The 18,218-nt window shown below is 63.8% G+C and carries 16 protein-coding genes; 10 read left to right on the top strand and 6 right to left on the bottom strand.

What is annotated here, in order from left to right; translation table 11 throughout:
* Positions 1–15 precede the first annotated feature (15 nt).
* The 5 genes from rpmI (at position 16) to ihfA (ending at position 4,597) form a co-directional block, all read left to right on the top strand.
* Complete coding sequence (rpmI, locus tag LY622_RS03480) at positions 16–210, top strand: 50S ribosomal protein L35 (protein WP_043517630.1); 195 nt, start codon at positions 16–18, stop codon at positions 208–210.
* A gap of 37 nt (positions 211–247) precedes the next feature.
* Positions 248–601: a 50S ribosomal protein L20 gene (rplT, locus tag LY622_RS03475; RefSeq protein WP_043517631.1), complete on the top strand. Its 354-nt coding sequence runs from the start codon at positions 248–250 to the stop codon at positions 599–601.
* A gap of 152 nt (positions 602–753) precedes the next feature.
* Complete coding sequence (pheS, locus tag LY622_RS03470; RefSeq protein ID WP_234280448.1) at positions 754–1,773, top strand: phenylalanine--tRNA ligase subunit alpha; 1,020 nt, start codon at positions 754–756, stop codon at positions 1,771–1,773.
* Positions 1,774–1,815: 42 nt separating this feature from the next.
* Positions 1,816–4,197, top strand: coding sequence for a phenylalanine--tRNA ligase subunit beta (gene pheT, locus LY622_RS03465; RefSeq protein ID WP_234289605.1), 2,382 nt, complete (start codon positions 1,816–1,818; stop codon positions 4,195–4,197).
* Positions 4,198–4,291: 94 nt separating this feature from the next.
* Positions 4,292–4,597 (top strand): integration host factor subunit alpha, encoded by a 306-nt coding sequence (gene ihfA, locus LY622_RS03460; RefSeq protein ID WP_234280446.1) that lies wholly within the window; start codon positions 4,292–4,294, stop codon positions 4,595–4,597.
* Positions 4,598–4,651: 54 nt separating this feature from the next.
* Here ihfA and LY622_RS03455 read toward each other — a convergent pair whose 3' ends face one another.
* Positions 4,652–4,861, bottom strand: a complete 210-nt coding sequence (locus tag LY622_RS03455; protein ID WP_234280445.1) for a DUF2788 domain-containing protein — start codon at positions 4,859–4,861, stop codon at positions 4,652–4,654.
* Between the two features lie 109 nt (positions 4,862–4,970).
* Here LY622_RS03455 and LY622_RS03450 point away from each other — a divergent pair, with 109 nt between their 5' ends.
* Both LY622_RS03450 and LY622_RS03445 read left to right on the top strand, forming a co-directional pair.
* Entirely contained in the window at positions 4,971–5,435 is a 465-nt protein-coding gene (locus LY622_RS03450; RefSeq protein WP_234280444.1) for a flavodoxin domain-containing protein, read from the top strand.
* A complete protein-coding gene (locus LY622_RS03445; RefSeq protein ID WP_234289604.1) occupies positions 5,435–5,806 on the top strand; it encodes a hypothetical protein in 372 nt (123 codons plus the stop codon). The genes LY622_RS03450 and LY622_RS03445 overlap by 1 nt, the downstream gene beginning before the upstream one ends.
* Before the next feature lie 348 nt (positions 5,807–6,154).
* Here the strand turns inward: LY622_RS03445 and ppnN are convergent, their stop codons facing one another.
* Positions 6,155–7,519 carry a nucleotide 5'-monophosphate nucleosidase PpnN gene (gene ppnN, locus LY622_RS03440; RefSeq protein WP_255761929.1) on the bottom strand — a complete coding sequence of 455 codons (1,365 nt, stop codon included), beginning with the start codon at positions 7,517–7,519 and terminating at the stop codon, positions 6,155–6,157.
* A gap of 211 nt (positions 7,520–7,730) precedes the next feature.
* Here ppnN and LY622_RS03435 point away from each other — a divergent pair, with 211 nt between their 5' ends.
* Positions 7,731–8,645 (top strand): LysR family transcriptional regulator, encoded by a 915-nt coding sequence (locus tag LY622_RS03435; RefSeq protein WP_234289603.1) that lies wholly within the window; start codon positions 7,731–7,733, stop codon positions 8,643–8,645.
* A 104-nt stretch (positions 8,646–8,749) separates the two neighbouring features.
* Here LY622_RS03435 and gcvP read toward each other — a convergent pair whose 3' ends face one another.
* Together gcvP and gcvH are read right to left on the bottom strand one after the other, a co-directional pair.
* Positions 8,750–11,644 (bottom strand): aminomethyl-transferring glycine dehydrogenase, encoded by a 2,895-nt coding sequence (gene gcvP / locus LY622_RS03430; protein WP_234289602.1) that lies wholly within the window; start codon positions 11,642–11,644, stop codon positions 8,750–8,752.
* 65 nt (positions 11,645–11,709) lie between these two features.
* Positions 11,710–12,099 (bottom strand): glycine cleavage system protein GcvH, encoded by a 390-nt coding sequence (gene gcvH, locus LY622_RS03425; RefSeq protein ID WP_234289601.1) that lies wholly within the window; start codon positions 12,097–12,099, stop codon positions 11,710–11,712.
* Positions 12,100–12,679: 580 nt separating this feature from the next.
* Between gcvH and LY622_RS03420 the strand changes: the two genes are divergently transcribed.
* Both LY622_RS03420 and gcvT read left to right on the top strand, forming a co-directional pair.
* On the top strand, positions 12,680–14,077 hold the full coding sequence (locus tag LY622_RS03420) for an alanine/glycine:cation symporter family protein (protein WP_255761990.1): 1,398 nt from the start codon (positions 12,680–12,682) through the stop codon (positions 14,075–14,077).
* Between the two features lie 44 nt (positions 14,078–14,121).
* On the top strand, positions 14,122–15,234 hold the full coding sequence (gcvT, locus tag LY622_RS03415; protein WP_234289599.1) for a glycine cleavage system aminomethyltransferase GcvT: 1,113 nt from the start codon (positions 14,122–14,124) through the stop codon (positions 15,232–15,234).
* Positions 15,235–15,302: 68 nt separating this feature from the next.
* Here the strand turns inward: gcvT and LY622_RS03410 are convergent, their stop codons facing one another.
* Together LY622_RS03410 and LY622_RS03405 are read right to left on the bottom strand one after the other, a co-directional pair.
* Positions 15,303–17,423 carry a YjbH domain-containing protein gene (locus LY622_RS03410; RefSeq protein ID WP_234289598.1) on the bottom strand — a complete coding sequence of 707 codons (2,121 nt, stop codon included), beginning with the start codon at positions 17,421–17,423 and terminating at the stop codon, positions 15,303–15,305.
* Positions 17,420–18,217: a hypothetical protein gene (locus LY622_RS03405; RefSeq protein ID WP_234289597.1), complete on the bottom strand. Its 798-nt coding sequence runs from the start codon at positions 18,215–18,217 to the stop codon at positions 17,420–17,422. Before LY622_RS03405 ends, LY622_RS03410 begins: the two co-directional genes overlap by 4 nt.
* Position 18,218: the final 1 nt, after the last annotated feature.

The following is an 18,218-nucleotide window of genomic DNA, read 5'->3' as shown; positions in this document are numbered from 1 at the left end:
GCGGAGAATTGACTCATGCCGAAGATCAAGACCAACAGTGGCGCTGCCAAGCGCTTCAAGAAGACTGCCAATGGCTTCAAGCACAAGCAGTCTTACCGTAGCCACATCCTGACCAAGAAGTCGACCAAGCGTAAGCGTCATCTGCGTGGTACGAAGCTTATCCACGACGCCGACAAGGCCCTCGTTCAGCGCATGCTGCCGAACCTGTAAGCCTCTGCTTGTTCTTTTTTAACGTCAGGAGAAAGCTATGACTCGTGTCAAGCGTGGTGTCGTCGCTCGTCGTCGTCACAAGAAAGTACTGAAGCTGGCCAAGGGCTACTATGGCGCCCGTTCGCGGGTTTTCCGCGTGGCCAAGCAGGCCGTCATCAAGGCAGGCCAGTATGCCTATCGTGACCGTCGCAACCGCAAGCGTCAGTTCCGTGCCCTGTGGATCCAGCGTATCAACGCGGGTGCTCGTCAGCACGGCATGTCCTATAGCCGTTTCGTCGGTGGTCTGAAGAAGGCCGGTATCGAGATCGACCGCAAGGTGCTGGCCGATCTGGCTGTTCACGAGAAGGCCGCCTTTGCTGCCATCGTCGAGAAGGCCAAGGCTGCCCAGTAAGCGATTCCGACCGATGGCGTCGGGCCGGCGTTGGCCGGTCTCCTTCAACGCCAGATCGTCGCAGGGGAAGAGCAGCCGCTCTTCCCCTGTTTTTTTGTCGATCGAAACTCGACGTTTTTTCAGCCAAGATCAACGATTTCGGAGCTCAACGGATGGACCACCTACCCACACTGGTCACCGAGGCCCGTCAAGCCATCCAGGCCGCCGAGAGCATCGCGGCGCTCGATGAGCTGCGGGTGCGCTATCTCGGCAAGAAGGGCGAGATTACCGCCCAGCTGAAGGGATTGGGCAAGCTGCCGGCCGATGAGCGCCCCGCGGCCGGCGAGCGTATCAACCAGGCCAAGCAGACACTGGCCCAGGAGCTCGACGAGCGGCGGAAAGCCTTGTCCAAGGCCGCGCTGGAGGCACAGTTGGCCGCAGAGCGCATCGACGTGACGCTGCCCGGCCGTGGCCAGCCCAGCGGTGGCCTGCATCCCGTGACGCTCACCCTGGAGCGCATCGAAGGGCTCTTCACCCGGATCGGCTATGACGTTGCCGTCGGGCCGGAAATCGAGGATGACTACCACAACTTCGAAGCGCTCAACATACCCGCCCACCACCCCGCGCGGGGCATGGCCGACACCTTCTATTTCGATGCCACCCGACTGCTGCGTACGCATACGTCGCCGGTCCAGGTGCGCACCATGAAGGAGCAGTCGCCACCCATTCGCATCGTCTGCCCGGGGCGGGTCTACCGCAGCGATTCCGACCTGACGCATACGCCGATGTTCCATCAGGTGGAGGGGCTGCTGGTCGACGAGGATGTCAGCTTTGCCGATCTCAAGGGCACCATCGAGGACTTCCTGCACGCCTTCTTCGAGCGGGAGGATCTCTCGGTGCGCTTCCGTCCTTCCTATTTTCCCTTCACCGAGCCTTCGGCCGAAGTCGATATCCAGTGCGTGATGTGCAGCGGCGAAGGCTGCCGCGTCTGTTCCCACAGCGGCTGGCTGGAGGTGATGGGTTGCGGCATGGTGCATCCGGAAGTGTTCCGCCATTCCGGCATCGATTCTGAGCGATACAAGGGCTTCGCCTTCGGCATGGGGGCCGAGCGCCTGGCCATGCTGCGCTATGGCGTCAATGACCTGCGGTTGTTTTTCGAGAACGATCTGCGCTTCCTGCGCCAGTTCGCTTGACCGGCGGCGTTACATGAATTTCGGCAGAACACAGGATTAGTCATGAAATTTTCCGAACAGTGGCTGCGTGAGTGGGTCTCGCCGCAGATGGGCGTCCAGGCGCTGGCCGACCAGATCACCATGGCCGGGCTTGAGGTGGATGCCATCGAGCCGGTGGCGGCGCTCTTCAGTGGCGTGGTCATCGCCGAGGTGGTGGGCAAGGCGCCGCATCCGGATGCCGACAAGCTCAATGTCTGCCAGGTCGTCGAGGGCAGTGGGGAGCCGGTTCAGGTGGTCTGCGGGGCAGCGAACGTGGCAGTTGGCCAGAAGGTGCCCTTTGCCCGCGTCGGCGCCGTGCTGCCCGGCGACTTCAAGATCCGGAAGGCCAAGCTTCGCGGCGTCGAGTCCCGCGGCATGATCTGCTCCGCCTCGGAGCTGGGCCTGGAGGAGGAAACCTCGCACGGGATTCTCGAGCTGCCGCTGGAGGCGCCGGCGGGGGAGGATTTCCGCGCCTGGATGGGGCTCAACGACAATACCATCGAGGTGGACCTGACGCCCAATCGCGGTGACTGCCTGAGCCTCAAGGGGCTGGCCCGGGAAGTGGGCGTACTCAACCGGCTGCCGGTGGTTTCACCAGACGTCACGCCCGTTCCGGCGACGCATGACGAGACGTTCCCGGTTCGTGTGGAAGACGTGGAGCGTTGCCCGCGCTACATCGGGCGCCTGGTCAAGGGGGTCGACGTGACGGCCGCCACGCCCCTTTGGATGGTCGAGCGGCTGCGCCGCAGTGGCGTGCGTTCCATCGATCCGGTGGTCGATATCACCAACTACGTGATGCTCGAGCTGGGCCAGCCCCTGCATGCCTTCGACCGTGCCAACCTGCATGACGGCGTGGTCGTGCGCCTGGCCCGTGAGGGTGAGCGGCTGGTGCTGCTCGATGGGCAGGAGATCGCCCTGAGTGCGTCGACGCTGGTGATCGCCGATGAGCGTGGCCCGCTGGCCATTGCCGGGGTGATGGGGGGCGAGGACTCGGGCGTCAGTGCCACGACCCAGGATATCTTTCTCGAAGCGGCCTACTTCTCGCCGCTGGCCGTGGCCGGGCAGGCGCGCGCCTATGGCCTGCACACCGATGCGTCGCATCGCTTCGAGCGGGGCGTCGACCCGCAATTGACGGTGGACGCCATCGAGCGGGCCACGGCCCTGCTGCTGCAGATCACCGGGGGAGAGCCGGGACCGCTGGTCGACGCGACAAGCCAGGCGCAGCTGCCCGGCGAGCGTGAAGTGACGCTGCGTTCTGCACGCCTCGAGCAGGCGCTGGTCAAGCAGTTGCCGAGGGAGGAGGTGACCGACATTCTCGTGCGGCTGGGGATGACGGTCGAAACCACCGAGTCTGGCTGGCAGGCCAGGGTGCCGAGCTGGCGTTTCGATATTTCCATCGAAGAGGACCTGATCGAGGAAATCGCGCGGATTCACGGCTACAACCAGCTTCCGGTACGTCGTCCTTCCGCGCGGCTGGCGCTGCGCCCGGACCATGAGGCGCAAACGCCGCTGGGTCGCCTGCGTCGGCAGATGGTGGCGCGGGGCTATCAGGAGGCGGTGACCTACAGCTTTGTCGCACCTGACCTTCAGCGAGCGATGTTGCCCGACGCGGTATCGCCCCGGTTGGCCAATCCGATCTCCAGCGATCTCTCGGTGATGCGGGCGAGCCTCTTCCCCGGGCTGGTCCGGGCACTGGAGCATAACCTGAATCGCCAGCAGAACCGGGTTCGGCTGTTCGAGGCAGGGCTGGTCTTCCGTGGGGACCTGGACGACCTGCAGCAGACACCGATGCTTGGGGCGCTGGCCTGTGGCTCCCGCGAGCCGGAAGGCTGGGCCGGTGGTCGGGAAGGCGTGGATTTCTTCGACCTCAAGGGCGACCTGGAAAGCCTGATCGCCATGGGCGGGGAGGCGGATGCCTGGCGCTTCGAGCCCGGTGAGCACCCGTCGCTGCATCCCGGGCAGAGCGCTCGTATTCTCTATCGCGGCGAGCCAGTCGGCTGGATCGGTGCGTTGCATCCGGGGGTCAAGGCCGAATTGGGCATCAAGACCGATGCGCTGCTCTTCGAGGTCAGGCAGGATGCCCTGACGCATGGCGTACTGCCGGCCTTCGTGCCGCTTTCCCGCTATCCGGAAGTGCGGCGTGACCTGGCTTTCCTGGTCGAGGCGGACCAGCCGGTCCAGGCGCTGCTCGACTGCGTGCGGAAAAAGGCCGGTCAGTGGCTCGAGGAACTGCGCCTTTTCGATGTCTACCAGGGCAAGGGTGTAACAGAAGGGTACAAGAGCGTCGCCTTGGGCTTGACCTGGCAGCATCCTTCGCGCACGCTGAATGATGAGGAAATCAATCAGTTGGTCGATGCCATTGTCGCCGAATCGCATCAGCACCTGGGAGCCGAGCTACGCGGCTGAGCTTTCCGGTCGTTATCGGAAAGGAAAATGCCAAGGGTTTCGGGACGCAGGTGATGCTGGCGGCGGGCTGGACCGCCACTCTGAAGGAGTAGACATGGGAGCGTTGACCAAGGCGGAACTGGCCGAACACCTTCATGCCGAGTTGGGGCTGACCAAGCGGGAAGCCAAGTCGATGGTGGAGGCCTTCTTCGAGGAAATCCGGGCCTGTCTGCGGGAGAACGAACAGGTCAAGCTGTCCGGTTTCGGCAACTTCGACCTGCGTGACAAGCGCGAACGGCCGGGGCGAAACCCCAAGACCGGCGAGGAGATTCCTATCTCGGCTCGACGTGTGGTGACCTTTCGCCCGGGCCAGAAATTGAAGAGCCAGGTTGAGCGTTTCGAGGGGCCGCTGTCCAGTTGATCCGCCATGACACGATGCCGCCAGCGGGTGGCATCGTGTCTTCGCATTCGTCTTTCAGACGCCGCCGCCGCGCTCGATCAGCCAGGTGATGACCACCTTCAATAGATAGCCGAGAATGCCGGCACCCAGCACCAGGAAAAGCATGACAGTGCCGAATCGTCCGGCCTGGGATTGCTTGGCCAGATCCCAGATGATGAAGCCCATGAACAGGACCAGACCAGCGATCATGATTGGTGTGATCCAGGCTTCGAAGGTCTGCAGCATGTCGCCTCCTTGATATAAAATCCGAGCATTATACTCGGACATTCCCCGGGCTGCATGTCGTCCATCGCCATGTTAATATCCGACCAAAATACTCAGGTATAACCTTGACATGCCAATGTTGAAGATCCTTGTTGGAACCATGTATGGTGGCGCGCTCGATGTCGCCGAACAGGTCAAGCCGCTCTTCGAGTCGGCCGGCTACGAGGTGGACATCCTCGAACAGCCGACTGTCTCGGACTTGACCGATTCCCCCACCGATCTTGCGCTTTTCTGCGTCTCCACCACCGGGAGCGGTGACTTCCCCGGCAACTTCGTGCCCTTCGCCCGTGGCCTCGATGAGCAGAGCCCCGCGCTTTCTGATCTGCGTTACGGCGTGATTGCGCTGGGCGACAGCTCCTACGGCGACACCTTCTGCGGCGCCGGCCGCCAACTGGACGAAATGCTGCAGGGGCTGGGAGCCACTCGCCTGGGGGACCGGCTGGAGGTTGATGCCATGGAAACCTTCATGGCCGATGATGCGGCGATCCCCTGGGTGGAAGAGTGGATCGATGCCCAGCAGCTGAAGGTGGCCTGATGAACGCCACGCCGACAGCGGAGCGGCTGAGCGTCATGCTGGGCCTGCTGGTCCTGATGCTCTCCACGGTACCGCGCTACCTCGCGGGCGGGCACGACAATCGCCTGACCATGATCATGCTCGCACTGGTCGCCGTGGCGGCCGTCACGGTGGTGCACTGGCGCATGCTGGAGGCGGGCGAGCGCCATCGCCTGCCGATGTTGCTCAAGCGCTTTGGTGCCTCGCTGCTCGCAGGCCTGGGGCTGATGGGCGCCTGGCACGCCCTGATGACCGACTGGATCAGCTGGCAGCTGTTCATCGCCCATGCCACCACCGCCGGGCTGCTGCTGCATGTCCTGTGGCTCTGGTGGCGCCCGGCGGAGTCCAGGTAGGCGTCGTTGACAGCAATGACTCCGCCGGGGCGCCTGCCGGCGCCAGTCGCATCCAACAAGGTCGGCGACTACCGCACTGTAGGAGCATCTTTAGATCGCGACTGGAGGCCGAAGGACTCCCGGCGGTGTTGCCAACGCTGGCAATTACCGCCCACGTCGGCAGCCTCCGCCGAGGCGCCTGACGGCGCCAGTCGCGATGGGAACCAGCGCTCCAACAGCTGTTTTTTCCTGCCGTGGTGTTGACCGCTGGGGCGCCTATCGGCGCCAGTCGCGATGCGGAGCAGCGCTCCAACAGCTGTTTTTTCCTGCCGTGGTGTTGACCGCCGGGGCACCTCCCGGCGTCATTCGCTACACCAGCCGATAGCAGGGTACGTACTCCTGCCCCGGTAGCTTCATGCGGCCCTGGGCAACAAAGGAGCCCAGCAGCTCGTCAAGCCGCCGCATCAGTTCCGGTTCTGCGTGCAGGGAGAAGGGGCCTTTTGCCTCGATGGCGCGAATGCCGTTCTCCTTGACGTTGCCGGCGACGATCCCCGAAAAGGCGCGCCGAAGGTTGGCGGCGAGTTCGTGGACCGGCTGGTTCCTGTGCAGTGCCAGGTTGCTCATGGCTTCGTGCGAGGGTTCGAAGGTCTCCTGGAAGTCCCGGGCAATGGTCAGGCGCCAGTTGTAGTGGAAGGCGTCCTGGTGTTCGCGGCGGAAACCGGTGACCGCGTCGATGCCCTGGCGCATGGCGCGGGCCACTTCGATGGGGTCGTCGACGATGATGCGGTACTTGTCACGCACCTGTTCCCCCAGGGTGTAGACCAGGAATTCATCGATGCGCTTGAAATAATCCTCGGCGCTGGCCGGCCCGGTGAAGATGACCGGCATCTTCATGTCGGCATTGTCGGGATGGAGCAGGATGCCAAGCAGATAGAGGATCTCCTCGGCGGTGCCCACGCCACCGGGGAAGACGATGATGCCGTGGCCAAGGCGAATGAAGGCTTCCAGGCGCTTCTCGATGTCGGGCATCACCACCAGTTCGTTGACCAGCGGATTGGGCGCCTCGGCGGCGATGATGCCGGGCTCGGAGATGCCGAGATACCGGCCGTCGTGGATACGCTGCTTGGCGTGGGCCAGGTTGGCACCCTTCATCGGCCCCTTCATGGCGCCGGGGCCGCAGCCGGTGCAGATATCGAGTTCCCGCAGCCCCAGGTGGTAGCCCACGTCCTTGGTGTACTCGTACTCCTCACGGGCGATGGAGTGCCCGCCCCAGCATACAACGATGCCCGGATCCCGCCCCGGCTTCATGGTGCCGGCCTTGCGCAGGATATGGAACACGGCGTTGGTGGTGCCCTCGCCCGTGGTGAGGTCGAAGCGAGAGTGGTGCTGGATTTCGTTGTAGACGTAAACGATATCGCGCAGGACCGAGGAGAGGTGCTCGCGGATGCCGCGGATCATCTTGCCGTCGACGAAGGCCTGGGCCGGTGCATTGGTGACCTTGAGGCGGATGCCACGGTCCTGCTGGATCACTTCGATATCGAAGTCGTGGTAGGTCTCCATCAGCACCAGGCTGTCGTCCGTCATGCTGCCGGAACTGAGCACCGCCAGGGCGCAGCGGCGCAGCAGGTCATGCAGGCCGGCCTTGGAGGTGTCGCGCAGCCGGTTGACTTCATGCTGGGAGAGCACTTCCAGGCTGCCAAGGGGGGAAACGATGCTGGAAATGGTGTCGGGCATGGAACGGTCCTTGTCAGGTCGGGTTGGCTCACTGCCCCGGGGAGCAGGGTGCAGGGGGCTGGTCTGGTCAGGGCGAATGCGTGTCTTGGTGGCTCGCCGGATCATGACAGGAATGCTACCACGGGCTTGCCCGGGGCGCAGCGCTGCGCGGGTTCGTCGGTACTGTTAGAATGGCAACATCAGGTTACGGCCGAACAGCAAGCGATATGCCATGTTCAATGCTCAGTACTTTCGCACCTTCATCACGCTGGTCGAGACCGGTAGTTTCACTCGCACCGCCCAGCGCCTGGAGATGACCCAGCCCGGCGTCAGCCAGCACGTGCGCAAGCTGGAGCGCTACCTCGACAAGCCGTTGCTGGAGCGTCACGGTCGTCGCTTCGCACTGACCGAGGCCGGTCGGCGCGCCTATGACTATGGCCTTCGCCTGTTCACCGAGCATGAGCAGTTCCGCCATTCCCTGGACGATGAGGCCCTGGACACGGGCGAGTGCCGGATAGGCTCGCCGGGCAGCGTGGGGCTGATGCTGTATCCCTATATCCTGGGCCAGCAGCAGATGTATCCGGGCCTGACGGTCAGCTACAGCTTCGCCTTCAGTCACGAGATCGTTGCCGATGTGCTGGCCGGTCGGCACGACCTGGGCATCATCACCGAGCCGGTTCGTCATCCGGACCTGGACTGTTCGCTGTGGCATCAGGAGCCGCTATGCCTGGCGGTGCCCGCCGACTTCGCCGGGACCACGCTCACCGAGCTGATGGGCATCGGCTTCATCAACTATTCCGATGGGGTGAATCATGCCGGCGCGCTGTTGCGCAGCAACTTTCCCGACGAGTTCCGCTCCATGAGCCAGTTCCGGCGGCAGGGCTTCACCAATGAGGTGGCCATGGTGCTGGATGCGGTGGCGCGCGGGCTCGGCTTCACGGTGGTCTCGCGCCTGGTGCTCGAGACGTCTCCCTGGCAGCGGCAGGTCAAGGAACTCGACCTGCCGGTGGTGGAGTACGAATCGCTACACCTGGTCACTCGCACCAGTAGCCGGGTGCCGCGTCGCTATGAGCGTCTGCTGGAGGGGTTTCGTGAGCAGCGACTGCGCGAGCGTTTTGGGTTCAGTGATGCTCCGCCGGCCATTTGACAACGCTTTGTCCGCAAGCCAGCCGACGAGCCTGTAACACCTGCTCTTGAATGCAAACGACCCGCCATTGGCGGGTCGTTTGCGTGTGGTTGCGACCAAGCCGTTCAGTCGCGGTACTCGTCGATGCTCGGGCAGGAGCAGATCAGCTGCCGGTCGCCGAAGACATTGTCGACGCGGTTGACCGCCGGCCATACCTTGGCGGCCTTGACCGCGTCGGAGGGGAAGGCGCCGAGCTCCCTGGCATAGGGGCGGTCCCAGGCGTCGTCCATCAGGTCGGCCATGGTATGGGGCGCATGGACCAATGGGTTGTCATCCGCCGGCCAGTCACCGGCTTCCACCGCCGCGATCTCCTTGCGAATACTGATCATGGCATCGCAGAAGCGATCGATCTCGTAGCGCGACTCCGACTCGGTGGGTTCGACCATCAGGGTGCCGGGTACCGGAAAGGACATGGTCGGGGCGTGGAAGCCGTAGTCCATGAGGCGCTTGGCGATATCCTCTTCGCTGATGCCGGAGGAGGCCTTGATCGTGCGGATATCGATGATGCACTCATGGGCCACGGTGCCGTTGGCACCACGGTAAAGCACCGGATAGTGTGCCGCGAGCCGCCGGGCCACATAGTTGGCGTTGAGAATGGCGAGTTCGGTGGCCTCGCGCAGGCCGCGGGCGCCCATCATCTTGATATAGGCCCATGAGATCGGCAGGATCGATGCGCTGCCGAATGCCGCCGCCGAGACGGCGCCGCAGTCGGCATTGACGCCAGCGATCGGGGTGACCACATGGTTGGAGACGTAGGGCGCCAGGTGCGCCTTGACCCCGATGGGGCCCATGCCAGGCCCGCCGCCGCCGTGGGGAATGCAGAAGGTCTTGTGCAGGTTCAGGTGCGAGACGTCGCCACCGAAGTCGCCGGGCCGGCACAGGCCGACCTGGGCGTTCATGTTGGCGCCGTCGATATACACCTGGCCGCCGTGGCGGTGGACGATGGAGCAGGCTTCCCGCACGCCTTCCTCGAACACGCCATGCGTGGAGGGGTAGGTGAGCATGATGGCCGAGAGTTGATCGCTATATTGTTCTGCCTTGGCGCGCAGGTCTTCGAGATCGATGTTGCCGTCGATGTCGCACTCGACTACCACCACTTTCATGTGGGCCATGGCCGCGGAGGCGGGGTTGGTGCCGTGGGCGGAGCTGGGTATCAGGCAGATGTCGCGATGCCCCTGGCCCTCGGCCTGCTGGTAGCGACGAATGGCCACCAGGCCGGCGTATTCGCCCTGGGCGCCGGAGTTGGGCTGCATCGAGATATGTTCGTAGCCGGTTATCTCGACGAGGAAGGCGGCCAGCTCATCGATCATCTGCTGGTAGCCGGCCACCTGGTTGCGCGGGGCGAACGGGTGGATCTGTCCGAATTCCGGCCAGGTGATGGGGATCATCTCGCTGGTGGCATTCAGTTTCATGGTGCAGGAGCCCAGCGGGATCATCGCATGGGTGAGCGACAGGTCCTTGTTCTCCAGTCGCTTGAGGTAGCGAAGCATCTCGGTTTCGCTGCGGTAGCGCTGGAAGGTCGGGTGATCGAGAAAACCCGACGCGCGGCGACAGGCGGCCGGAATGCCGCTCCTGCCTGCGTTGACCACGCCTTCATCCAGCGCGGTAACCGAGAGCCCGTGCTCCTCATCGAGGAGCACGTCGAAGAGGGTGTCGAGATCGTGTGCGGTCGTGGTCTCGTCGAGACTGACGCCGATGTCGCCATTGTCGAAATAGCGCAGGTTGATCTCGTGGGTCATGGCTCGGCCGTGAATCTTGCCGGCATCGACGCCGGTCAGGCGCAGGGTGTCGAACCAGCTGTCATGGGCAAGCTTCACGCCCTTGCTGGCCACGCCCTCGGCGAGAATGGTGGTCAGGCGATGAATGCGTGTGGCGATGGTGGTGAGCCCCTCGGCGCCATGGTAGACGGCGTAGAAGCCTGCCATGTTGGCCAGCAGGGCCTGGGCGGTACAGATGTTGGAGGTGGCCTTCTCGCGACGGATGTGCTGCTCGCGGGTCTGCATCGCCATGCGCAGGGCGGTGTTGCCACGGGAGTCCCTGGAGACGCCGATGATGCGCCCCGGGATCGAGCGCTTGAGCTTGTCCGTGGTGGCAAAGAAGGCGGCATGGGGGCCGCCGAAGCCCATGGGTACGCCGAAGCGCTGGCTGCTGCCCACCACGATATCGGCGCCCAGGGCGCCCGGCTCCTTGAGCAGCACCAGGCTCATGATGTCGGCGGCCACGCAGGTCATCACGCCTTTCTCCCGCGCCGTGGCGAGCAGTGGCGCCAGGTCGCGGACCTCGCCGCTCTGCCCCGGGTACTGGAGCAGGGCGCCGAAGACGTCGTGTTCGGCAAGACTGTCGGCGGCGTCGACGATCAGCTCGAAGCCGAAGTAGTGGGCGCGGGTGCGTACCACGTCCAGGGTCTGCGGCAGCACGTCGTCGGCGACGAAGAAGGCGTTGCTCTTCGACTTCTTGTTGGCGCGCTGGCACAGCGCCATGGCTTCGGCCGCCGCAGTGGCTTCATCCAGCAGGGAGGCATTGGCCAGCTCCATGCCGGTGAGGTCCATCACCATCTGCTGGAAATTCAGCAACCCTTCGAGCCGGCCCTGGGCAATCTCCGGCTGATAGGGGGTGTAGGCGGTGTACCAGCCTGGATTTTCCAGCACGTTACGCTGGATCACGGCGGGTACATGGGTGTTGTAGTAGCCTTGGCCGATGTAAGTCTTGAAGACCTTGTTCTGGCGCGCGAGTCGCTTCAGGTAGTCCAGCGCCTCGGCTTCGCTGCGTGGCGGGTCGAGATCCAGCTCCCGGCCCAGGCGAATGTCCGCTGGTACCGTGCGTTCGATCAGGGCGTCGAGGCTTTCCATTTCCAGCGACGCCAGCATGGCGGCGACGTCATCGGTACCGGGCCCGTTGTGGCGTCGGATGAAGGCGTCATGATCGGCCAGTTCGGCCAGGCGGCGATTGTCGAAAGCCATGGAGCACCCTGTCGATAGAAGAGAATGAGCCCGACCGCCGGGGGCCGGGTGAGAACGGACGGAGATCAATCCTCGGCGGTAACGGCCTGGTAGGCGTCGGCGTCGAGCAGGTCTTCGAGGCTGGCAGTGTCCTCGACGCGCACCTTCATGATCCAGCCGCCGTCGTAGGGCGCCTCGTTGACCGTTTCAGGAGCATCTTCGAGCGCCTCGTTGACTTCGATGACCTCGCCGGCCACCGGGGCATAGAGGTCGGAGGCTGCCTTCACTGACTCGATCACCCCGAACTCATCGCCCTTCGCCAGGGTGCGTCCGACGTCGGGGAGTTCCACGAAGACCACGTCGCCCAGGGCTTCCTGGGCATGATCGGTGATGCCGATGGTGACGGTGCCGTCGCCATTGTCCAGCACCCACTCATGGCTATCGTTGTAGCGCAGATTGGCGGGAATCGTGCTCATGATGGTTTTCCTATACGAAAAAGGTTTCTGAACAAGTGAATGCTAACGCCATTGACGCCGTTTGGCGAGTCCCTGTGGATGACCGAATGGTCGCAAACCCATGGGTGTCCATGCAGGTTGGCCAAGCCTGTGGCCGGCGTCAAAGTGGCCTGCGCGCTCCCTTGCGCTTCATTGACGATCGATCCACGGCCTGCCGCAGGTCGTGACATTCGACAGCCCCGCCAGCGCTCACTAGTCTGTAGCCAGGCCTGTATGGCTTGCGTCCATGACAGGTCTCCACCGTGCTGGCCACGCTACTCTCTGCCACCCGCCGGGGCGGTAGAGGGAGCAGGTCTGTTGTTTCCGATACGAAACACACGTTACCCTTGCTCGCTAATGACATCCGCGGACCGGTTCTTTCAGAGAACCTTTCGAGTGGGTGGCGCAATTGTGGTGGATTCCGCTATGGTTCACCCGTTTGTGCTGGCGATCGTTCAAGTGGCTCGTGCATGGCGAGATTAACGTTGGTGCCGCGTCCCGGCTAGCGTATCGGCAGCCCGACAACAAATCCATATAACAGAGGGATAGGTGCGTGGAAACCATGACAGCGATATTCACGGCCATCAACAGTGTGGTCTGGGGCCCGTTGATGCTCATTCTCCTGCTGGGCGTCGGCCTCTATCTGCAGCTCGGCCTGAAGTTCATGCCGATTCGCAAGTTGGGCACCGGTTTCAAGCTGATGTGGCAGGGGCGTGACGCCAGGCCGGCGCCCGGCGAGAAGAAGCGAGTGGAAGAGGAGGGTGAGATTTCGCCCTTCAACGCCTTGATGACGGCACTCTCCGCCACGATCGGCACGGGTAACATTGCCGGGGTGGCCACCGCCATCGCCCTGGGTGGGCCGGGGGCGATATTCTGGATGTGGATTACCGCCCTGGTGGGCATGGCGACCAAGTTCGCTGAAGCGGTGCTGGCCGTGCGCTTTCGCGAGACTGACAGTACCGGCTACCACGTCGGCGGCCCGATGTTCTATATCAAGAACGGCCTGGGCAAGAAGTGGCTGTGGCTGGGTGGCGCCTTCGCCTTCTTCGGCGCCGTTGCGGCCTTCGGGATCGGCAATACCGTTCAGTCCAATTCCGTTGCCGACGCGCTGAGTTCCACCTTCAATATCCCGCACTGGCTGACAGGCGTGGTGATCATGGTGCTGGCCGGGGCGGTCATCCTGGGCGGTATCAAGCGCATCGCCAAGGTGGCGGGGAAGCTGGTGCCGATCATGGGCATCCTCTATATCATCGCGGGATTGCTGGTCCTGATCGTCAATGCCGGTCAGATCGGCGAGGCCTTCAGCCTGATCTTCTATTACGCCTTCAACCCCCATGCCGCGGCGGGCGGCTTCGCCGGTGCCGCCGTGATGGCGGCCATCCGCTTCGGCGTGGCGCGTGGCATCTTTTCCAACGAGGCGGGCCTGGGCAGTGCCCCCATCGCCCATGCCGCCGCCAAGACCAGGAATCCGGTGCGCCAGGGGTTGATCGCCATGCTGGGCACCTTCATCGATACGATCATCGTCTGCACCATCACGGCGCTGGTGATCCTGACCTCCACGGTATGGATCGAGGGCGAGCAGGGCGCTTCGCTGACGGCACTCTCCTTCGATGCCGCCCTGCCCGGATTTGGCAACCAGATCGTCTCGGTGGCACTGGCGATCTTTGCCTTCACCACCATCCTGGGATGGTCCTTCTACGGCGAGAAGTGCTTCCAGTTCCTGTTCGGCACACGGTCGATCATGCTCTACCGCACGCTGTTCGTGCTGGCCATTCCCCTGGGGGCGATGGCGCAGCTGGGCTTCATCTGGCTGATGGCAGATACCTTCAATGCCATGATGGCGATTCCCAACCTGATTGCCCTGGCGCTGCTATCGCCGGTGGTGTTCAAGGTGACTCGGGATTATTTCGACGGCAAGGAGGTCCTGCCGGGTGAGGATCTCGATCATAGCCAGAGCTGATCTGACATGGCTCCATACCACTATCACTACCCGAGGAATTCCGCATGAGCGAACTCAAGCATACGCCGCTGCATGGCCTGCACCTGGAGCTGGGGGGCAAGATGGTTCCTTTCGCCGGCTATGACATGCCGGTGCAGTACCCGCTTGGCGTCAAGAAGGAGCATGAGCATACCCGGACGGCCTGTGGCCTGTTTGACGTTTCGCACATGGGGCAGGTGTTGCTGCGTGGGCCTCGGCCGGCCGAGGCGCTGGAGACTCTCGTTTGTGCGGATATCGTCGGGCTGCCCGAGGGGATGCAGCGCTATGCGATGTTCACCGGGCAGGAGGGCGGCATCCTCGACGACCTGATGGTGGCCAACGTTGGCGATCACCTCTATCTCGTGGTCAATGCGGCCTGCAAGGACCAGGATGTCGCCCTGCTCCAGACCGGGCTGGATGCCGAGCATGAGGTCGAAGTGCTCGACCGCGGTCTGCTGGCGCTTCAAGGGCCCCAGGCGGCAAGTGTGATGCAACGCCTTTGTCCGCCAGCCTGCGAGATGGTCTTCATGCAGCATGGCCGTTTCGAGATCGACGACATTCCCGTCTGGATCAGTCGCAGCGGCTATACCGGAGAAGACGGCTTCGAGATATCGGTGCCGGCGGACCGGGCCGAGGCGCTGGCCCGTCGCCTGCTCGCCGAAGCGGAGGTGGAAGCGATAGGCCTCGGCGCGCGGGATTCCCTGCGCCTCGAGGCGGGACTCTGTCTTTACGGCCATGACATCGATACCGAGACCACTCCGGTGGAAGCGGGGCTTGTCTGGGCGATCGGCAAGCCGCGCCGGCGTGGCGGCGAGCGCCAGGGCGGCTTCCCAGGCGCGGACCTGATCCTGCACCAGGTCGAAAAGAAGGATCACCGCCGCAAGCGGGTGGGCTTGCTGGGCGAGGGGCGTGCTCCGGTGCGCGAGGGTGCGGAGCTGTTCAGTGGCGACGACGAGGCGATCGGCGTGGTCACCTCCGGGGGGTTCGGCCCCAGCGTCGGCCGGCCCGTGGCCATGGGGTACGTCACCATCGAGCACGCAGAGATCGGCACGACCGTATACGCCGAGGTGCGTGGCAAGCGGCTGCCGATGACGGTAAGCAAGATGCCGTTCGTGGCGCCGGGGTACTTCCGCGGGTAAGCGTCTTTACCGCTCTTTGCCGCAAGGCCCCCTCCAGGGCAGGGATGCTGCCCTGGAGGGGACAGTGCCTAGCGCATCACGTCATCGTAATCCTGCCAGTAGCGTCCCATCTGACGCTCTTCGGTCAAGTCGTAGAGTGAGGCTCCCCGGGCCAGCTGTGCGCCGCCATCGCGGGTCAGCGGGCGCCAGGTTAGCTGGGCGCGCTGTCGAGTGGAACGCACGAAGAAGGCGTCGAGCGGCAGCGACACATAGACCCCCTTGTCGAAGCTGCCCTCTCCGAAGTCACTGCCGGCATCGGTGAGCGTGGCCCAGCCCCCCAGGCGTACGCCAGAATCGAATTCGCGAGAGACGTCGAAGGTCATGCCGATGTCACCGGCCAGGTAGCGGCCTATGCTGACCTTGGCCAGCATGTCTTCGAAATCGGTCTGCCAGTAACCGGTCAGGTGTCCTGTCCAGGTGCTGTAGTCCCTCATCTCGAAGCGCTGGTCGAAGTCGCGCTGCTTGACCCAGTTCACGTCGAGGCCGAGCGCCAGGTCGCCGTTGAAAGGGCGATAGAGCACCTCGCCGCCGGCACCGGCATACATGGTCTCGAGCAGGCCACCGTAGCCGATGGCATACCAGTTCTCCCCGAGGCGCGCCGTATGGCTATATTGCAGCTGGCTGATGCCGATGTCGGTCTCGGCCAGATAGTCGCCGATATGGGTGCGTACCCGGGGCAACTCCGAGGGGCCGACATAGCGGTACTTCTCCAGATTGTCATCCACCGTGTAGGTCAGGGCGGCCGATAGCCAGCTGTTGGCATTCAGGCGGTACTCGCTGTCGAGGCTGGCGGATAGCCGATATAGGTAGCCGTCCGGTCCGCCGAAGTTCTGCTCCAGCACCGGTTCCAGGCCGTAGCTGAAGCGGCGGGGATCGTTCTCGTGGAGGATCTCGCCCTGGGCGTCGTCGAAGGCTCCATGGGCATGGATACTGTGGCGATGAAGCGTGACGTCGTCCGCGGAGTGGGTGGCTGCAATCAAGGCGTCGCGATCATGGACGCTTTCCCGCATGTCCAGGCCGCGCTCCTGCCAGCGAAAGCGGAAGGTATCGACGTCGCTGTGCAGGTGGTTATGCAGCAGGCGACCGGCGCGTTGCTCGCTGTCGGCCAAGGATCGAAAGCGGGTGGGTTCGCCCTCGACCGTGACGGTGTTGCCCTGCTGGCGTAGTCGGTGCACGCCGATACCGGCGTTTTCATCGAGCGCCTGGCTGAGTGCCTGCCAGTCTTGGCTGTGCTCGGCCGGTGCAGGGCCGGCCGGCATCGGCTGCGGATCCCGTTTGGCCTGGGACAGCGTGGCCAGGTTGGTGGAAAGGGATATCCCCACCATGGCGGTATTGCCGCGTTGCCAACCCGCCTTTAATTCGATGCCATCGGTGAGTCGATAGCGGGCGCCAAGATTGAAGCGGGAATCCTGCTCCTGGTGGTTGCGCTGTGGTTCACGCTGATAGTCATTGCCTTCCAGCTCCACCTGCAAGACCAGTGGATCCCAGGGTGTCTGGTATTCGATACCGCCGAACAGGGCGGTGCGGCCACTGAACAGGCTGCCTACATTCAGGCTGCCGCCGTCATCACCGGAGCTGAAGCCGGTGCGTCGTTCGAAGCGATCGTCGAGCTCGGCGAGTGGGTTGGTGAAGCCCTCCTGATTGCCGAGATAGCCCCAGCCGATGCCCAGAGTGACATCGATGTCATTCCAGCGCTTGCTGGCGACCAGGTACTCGGCACCGAACAGGCCGGTGCCGCCGATGTCGCGAGCACCCACGGCCAGCTGTGGCCAGTATCGACTCTCCTGACGCAGCCGCAGCTTGACGTCGACGCCCTTGTCCAGGTTGTTGCGATCCCCGGTTGCCGCCAGATACTGGCGATTCTCGACCTCGATGTAGCGAAAGCCCGCTTCCAGCCACTCGGTGGGCTGGAAGAACAGGTTGTAGCGACGATAGGGCGCCGTGCGTGACAGGGAGAAGGCAAAGCCTCCCAGCGGAGCCATCCGTGCCGTTGGGGTCTGCATCAATCCCTTGCCACCGAAATCGCTCTCGCCCTGGCCAAGATGGGTTTCGTTGCCGTAGGCCTGGGCTATCGTGCACGCGGCTAGCCCGATCGAGAAAGCCAGTGGCGTAAGTCGGCATTGCCTTGTTGAAGAACGCTGTCGGGTCATGACGAAGCCGCCGCCTGGCTGTGGTCGTCCGGCAGTGGCAGGGTGGTGCAGGCTTCTCCGGGCAGGCGCGTGGACAGGTAGGCGGGCAGGGCCTGGTTGATCCAGTCGGCCGCCCTGTCGTCAATGGGGACTTCCAGGGTGATTCGGCTGCCGGGAACCAGGGGGGTGTCGCCGGCATTCCATGCGCTTGTGCCGATGCGCCGGGGGGGTGACTGGGGCGAGACGACCCAGGCTGCCTCGGCTGGATGCCGGTGGTCGCGGGGTTGGTCACGCAGCAGGCGTTGCAGGCCCATGTCGGGCGTCCAGCTGTGGCGCGTCACCCCATCGAAACTCCATAGCTCCACCCAGTCCGGCATCTCGCAATGGCCGACCTCTGCCAGCGATGAGAGTGGCGGATCGTGTCGCGGCGAAGCCAGCAGGGCGGCAAGATCGGCACGAGCCGGTGTGCGGCCATCCGTCGCTTGATGTGCTTCGAGGGTTTCGCGCCAGGCACTCACGCCGCTGGCGGCGTGGCCTTGACCAGCCATGGCCAGCCGGTCGGCTACGGTACGGAGCTCTTCTTCCAGGCGCATGGCTTGAAACGGCAGGGTGTCACGATGCTGCTGGCGAAGGTAGTAGGCGTAGCCCGGTTCGGCGGGTAGGGCAGGCTGGTCAAGCCACAGGTCGGAAAGGCGCGCCGGAGCCGGTGTCTCCGGGGCCTGTGCCCATGCGCCGGGAGCCATGGTCAGGCACAGCAGCATCAGTAAGGTGGCAGTGGTAGGACCGGTAGCGTACCGGTGTTCAATAAACGGCATT

This window comes from Halomonas alkalisoli (genome assembly GCF_021412585.1).
Lineage (GTDB): Bacteria > Pseudomonadota > Gammaproteobacteria > Pseudomonadales > Halomonadaceae > Halomonas > Halomonas alkalisoli.
The sequence above is the reverse complement of the archived record's forward strand: the minus strand, read 5'-3'. Positions and strand labels throughout refer to the sequence as shown.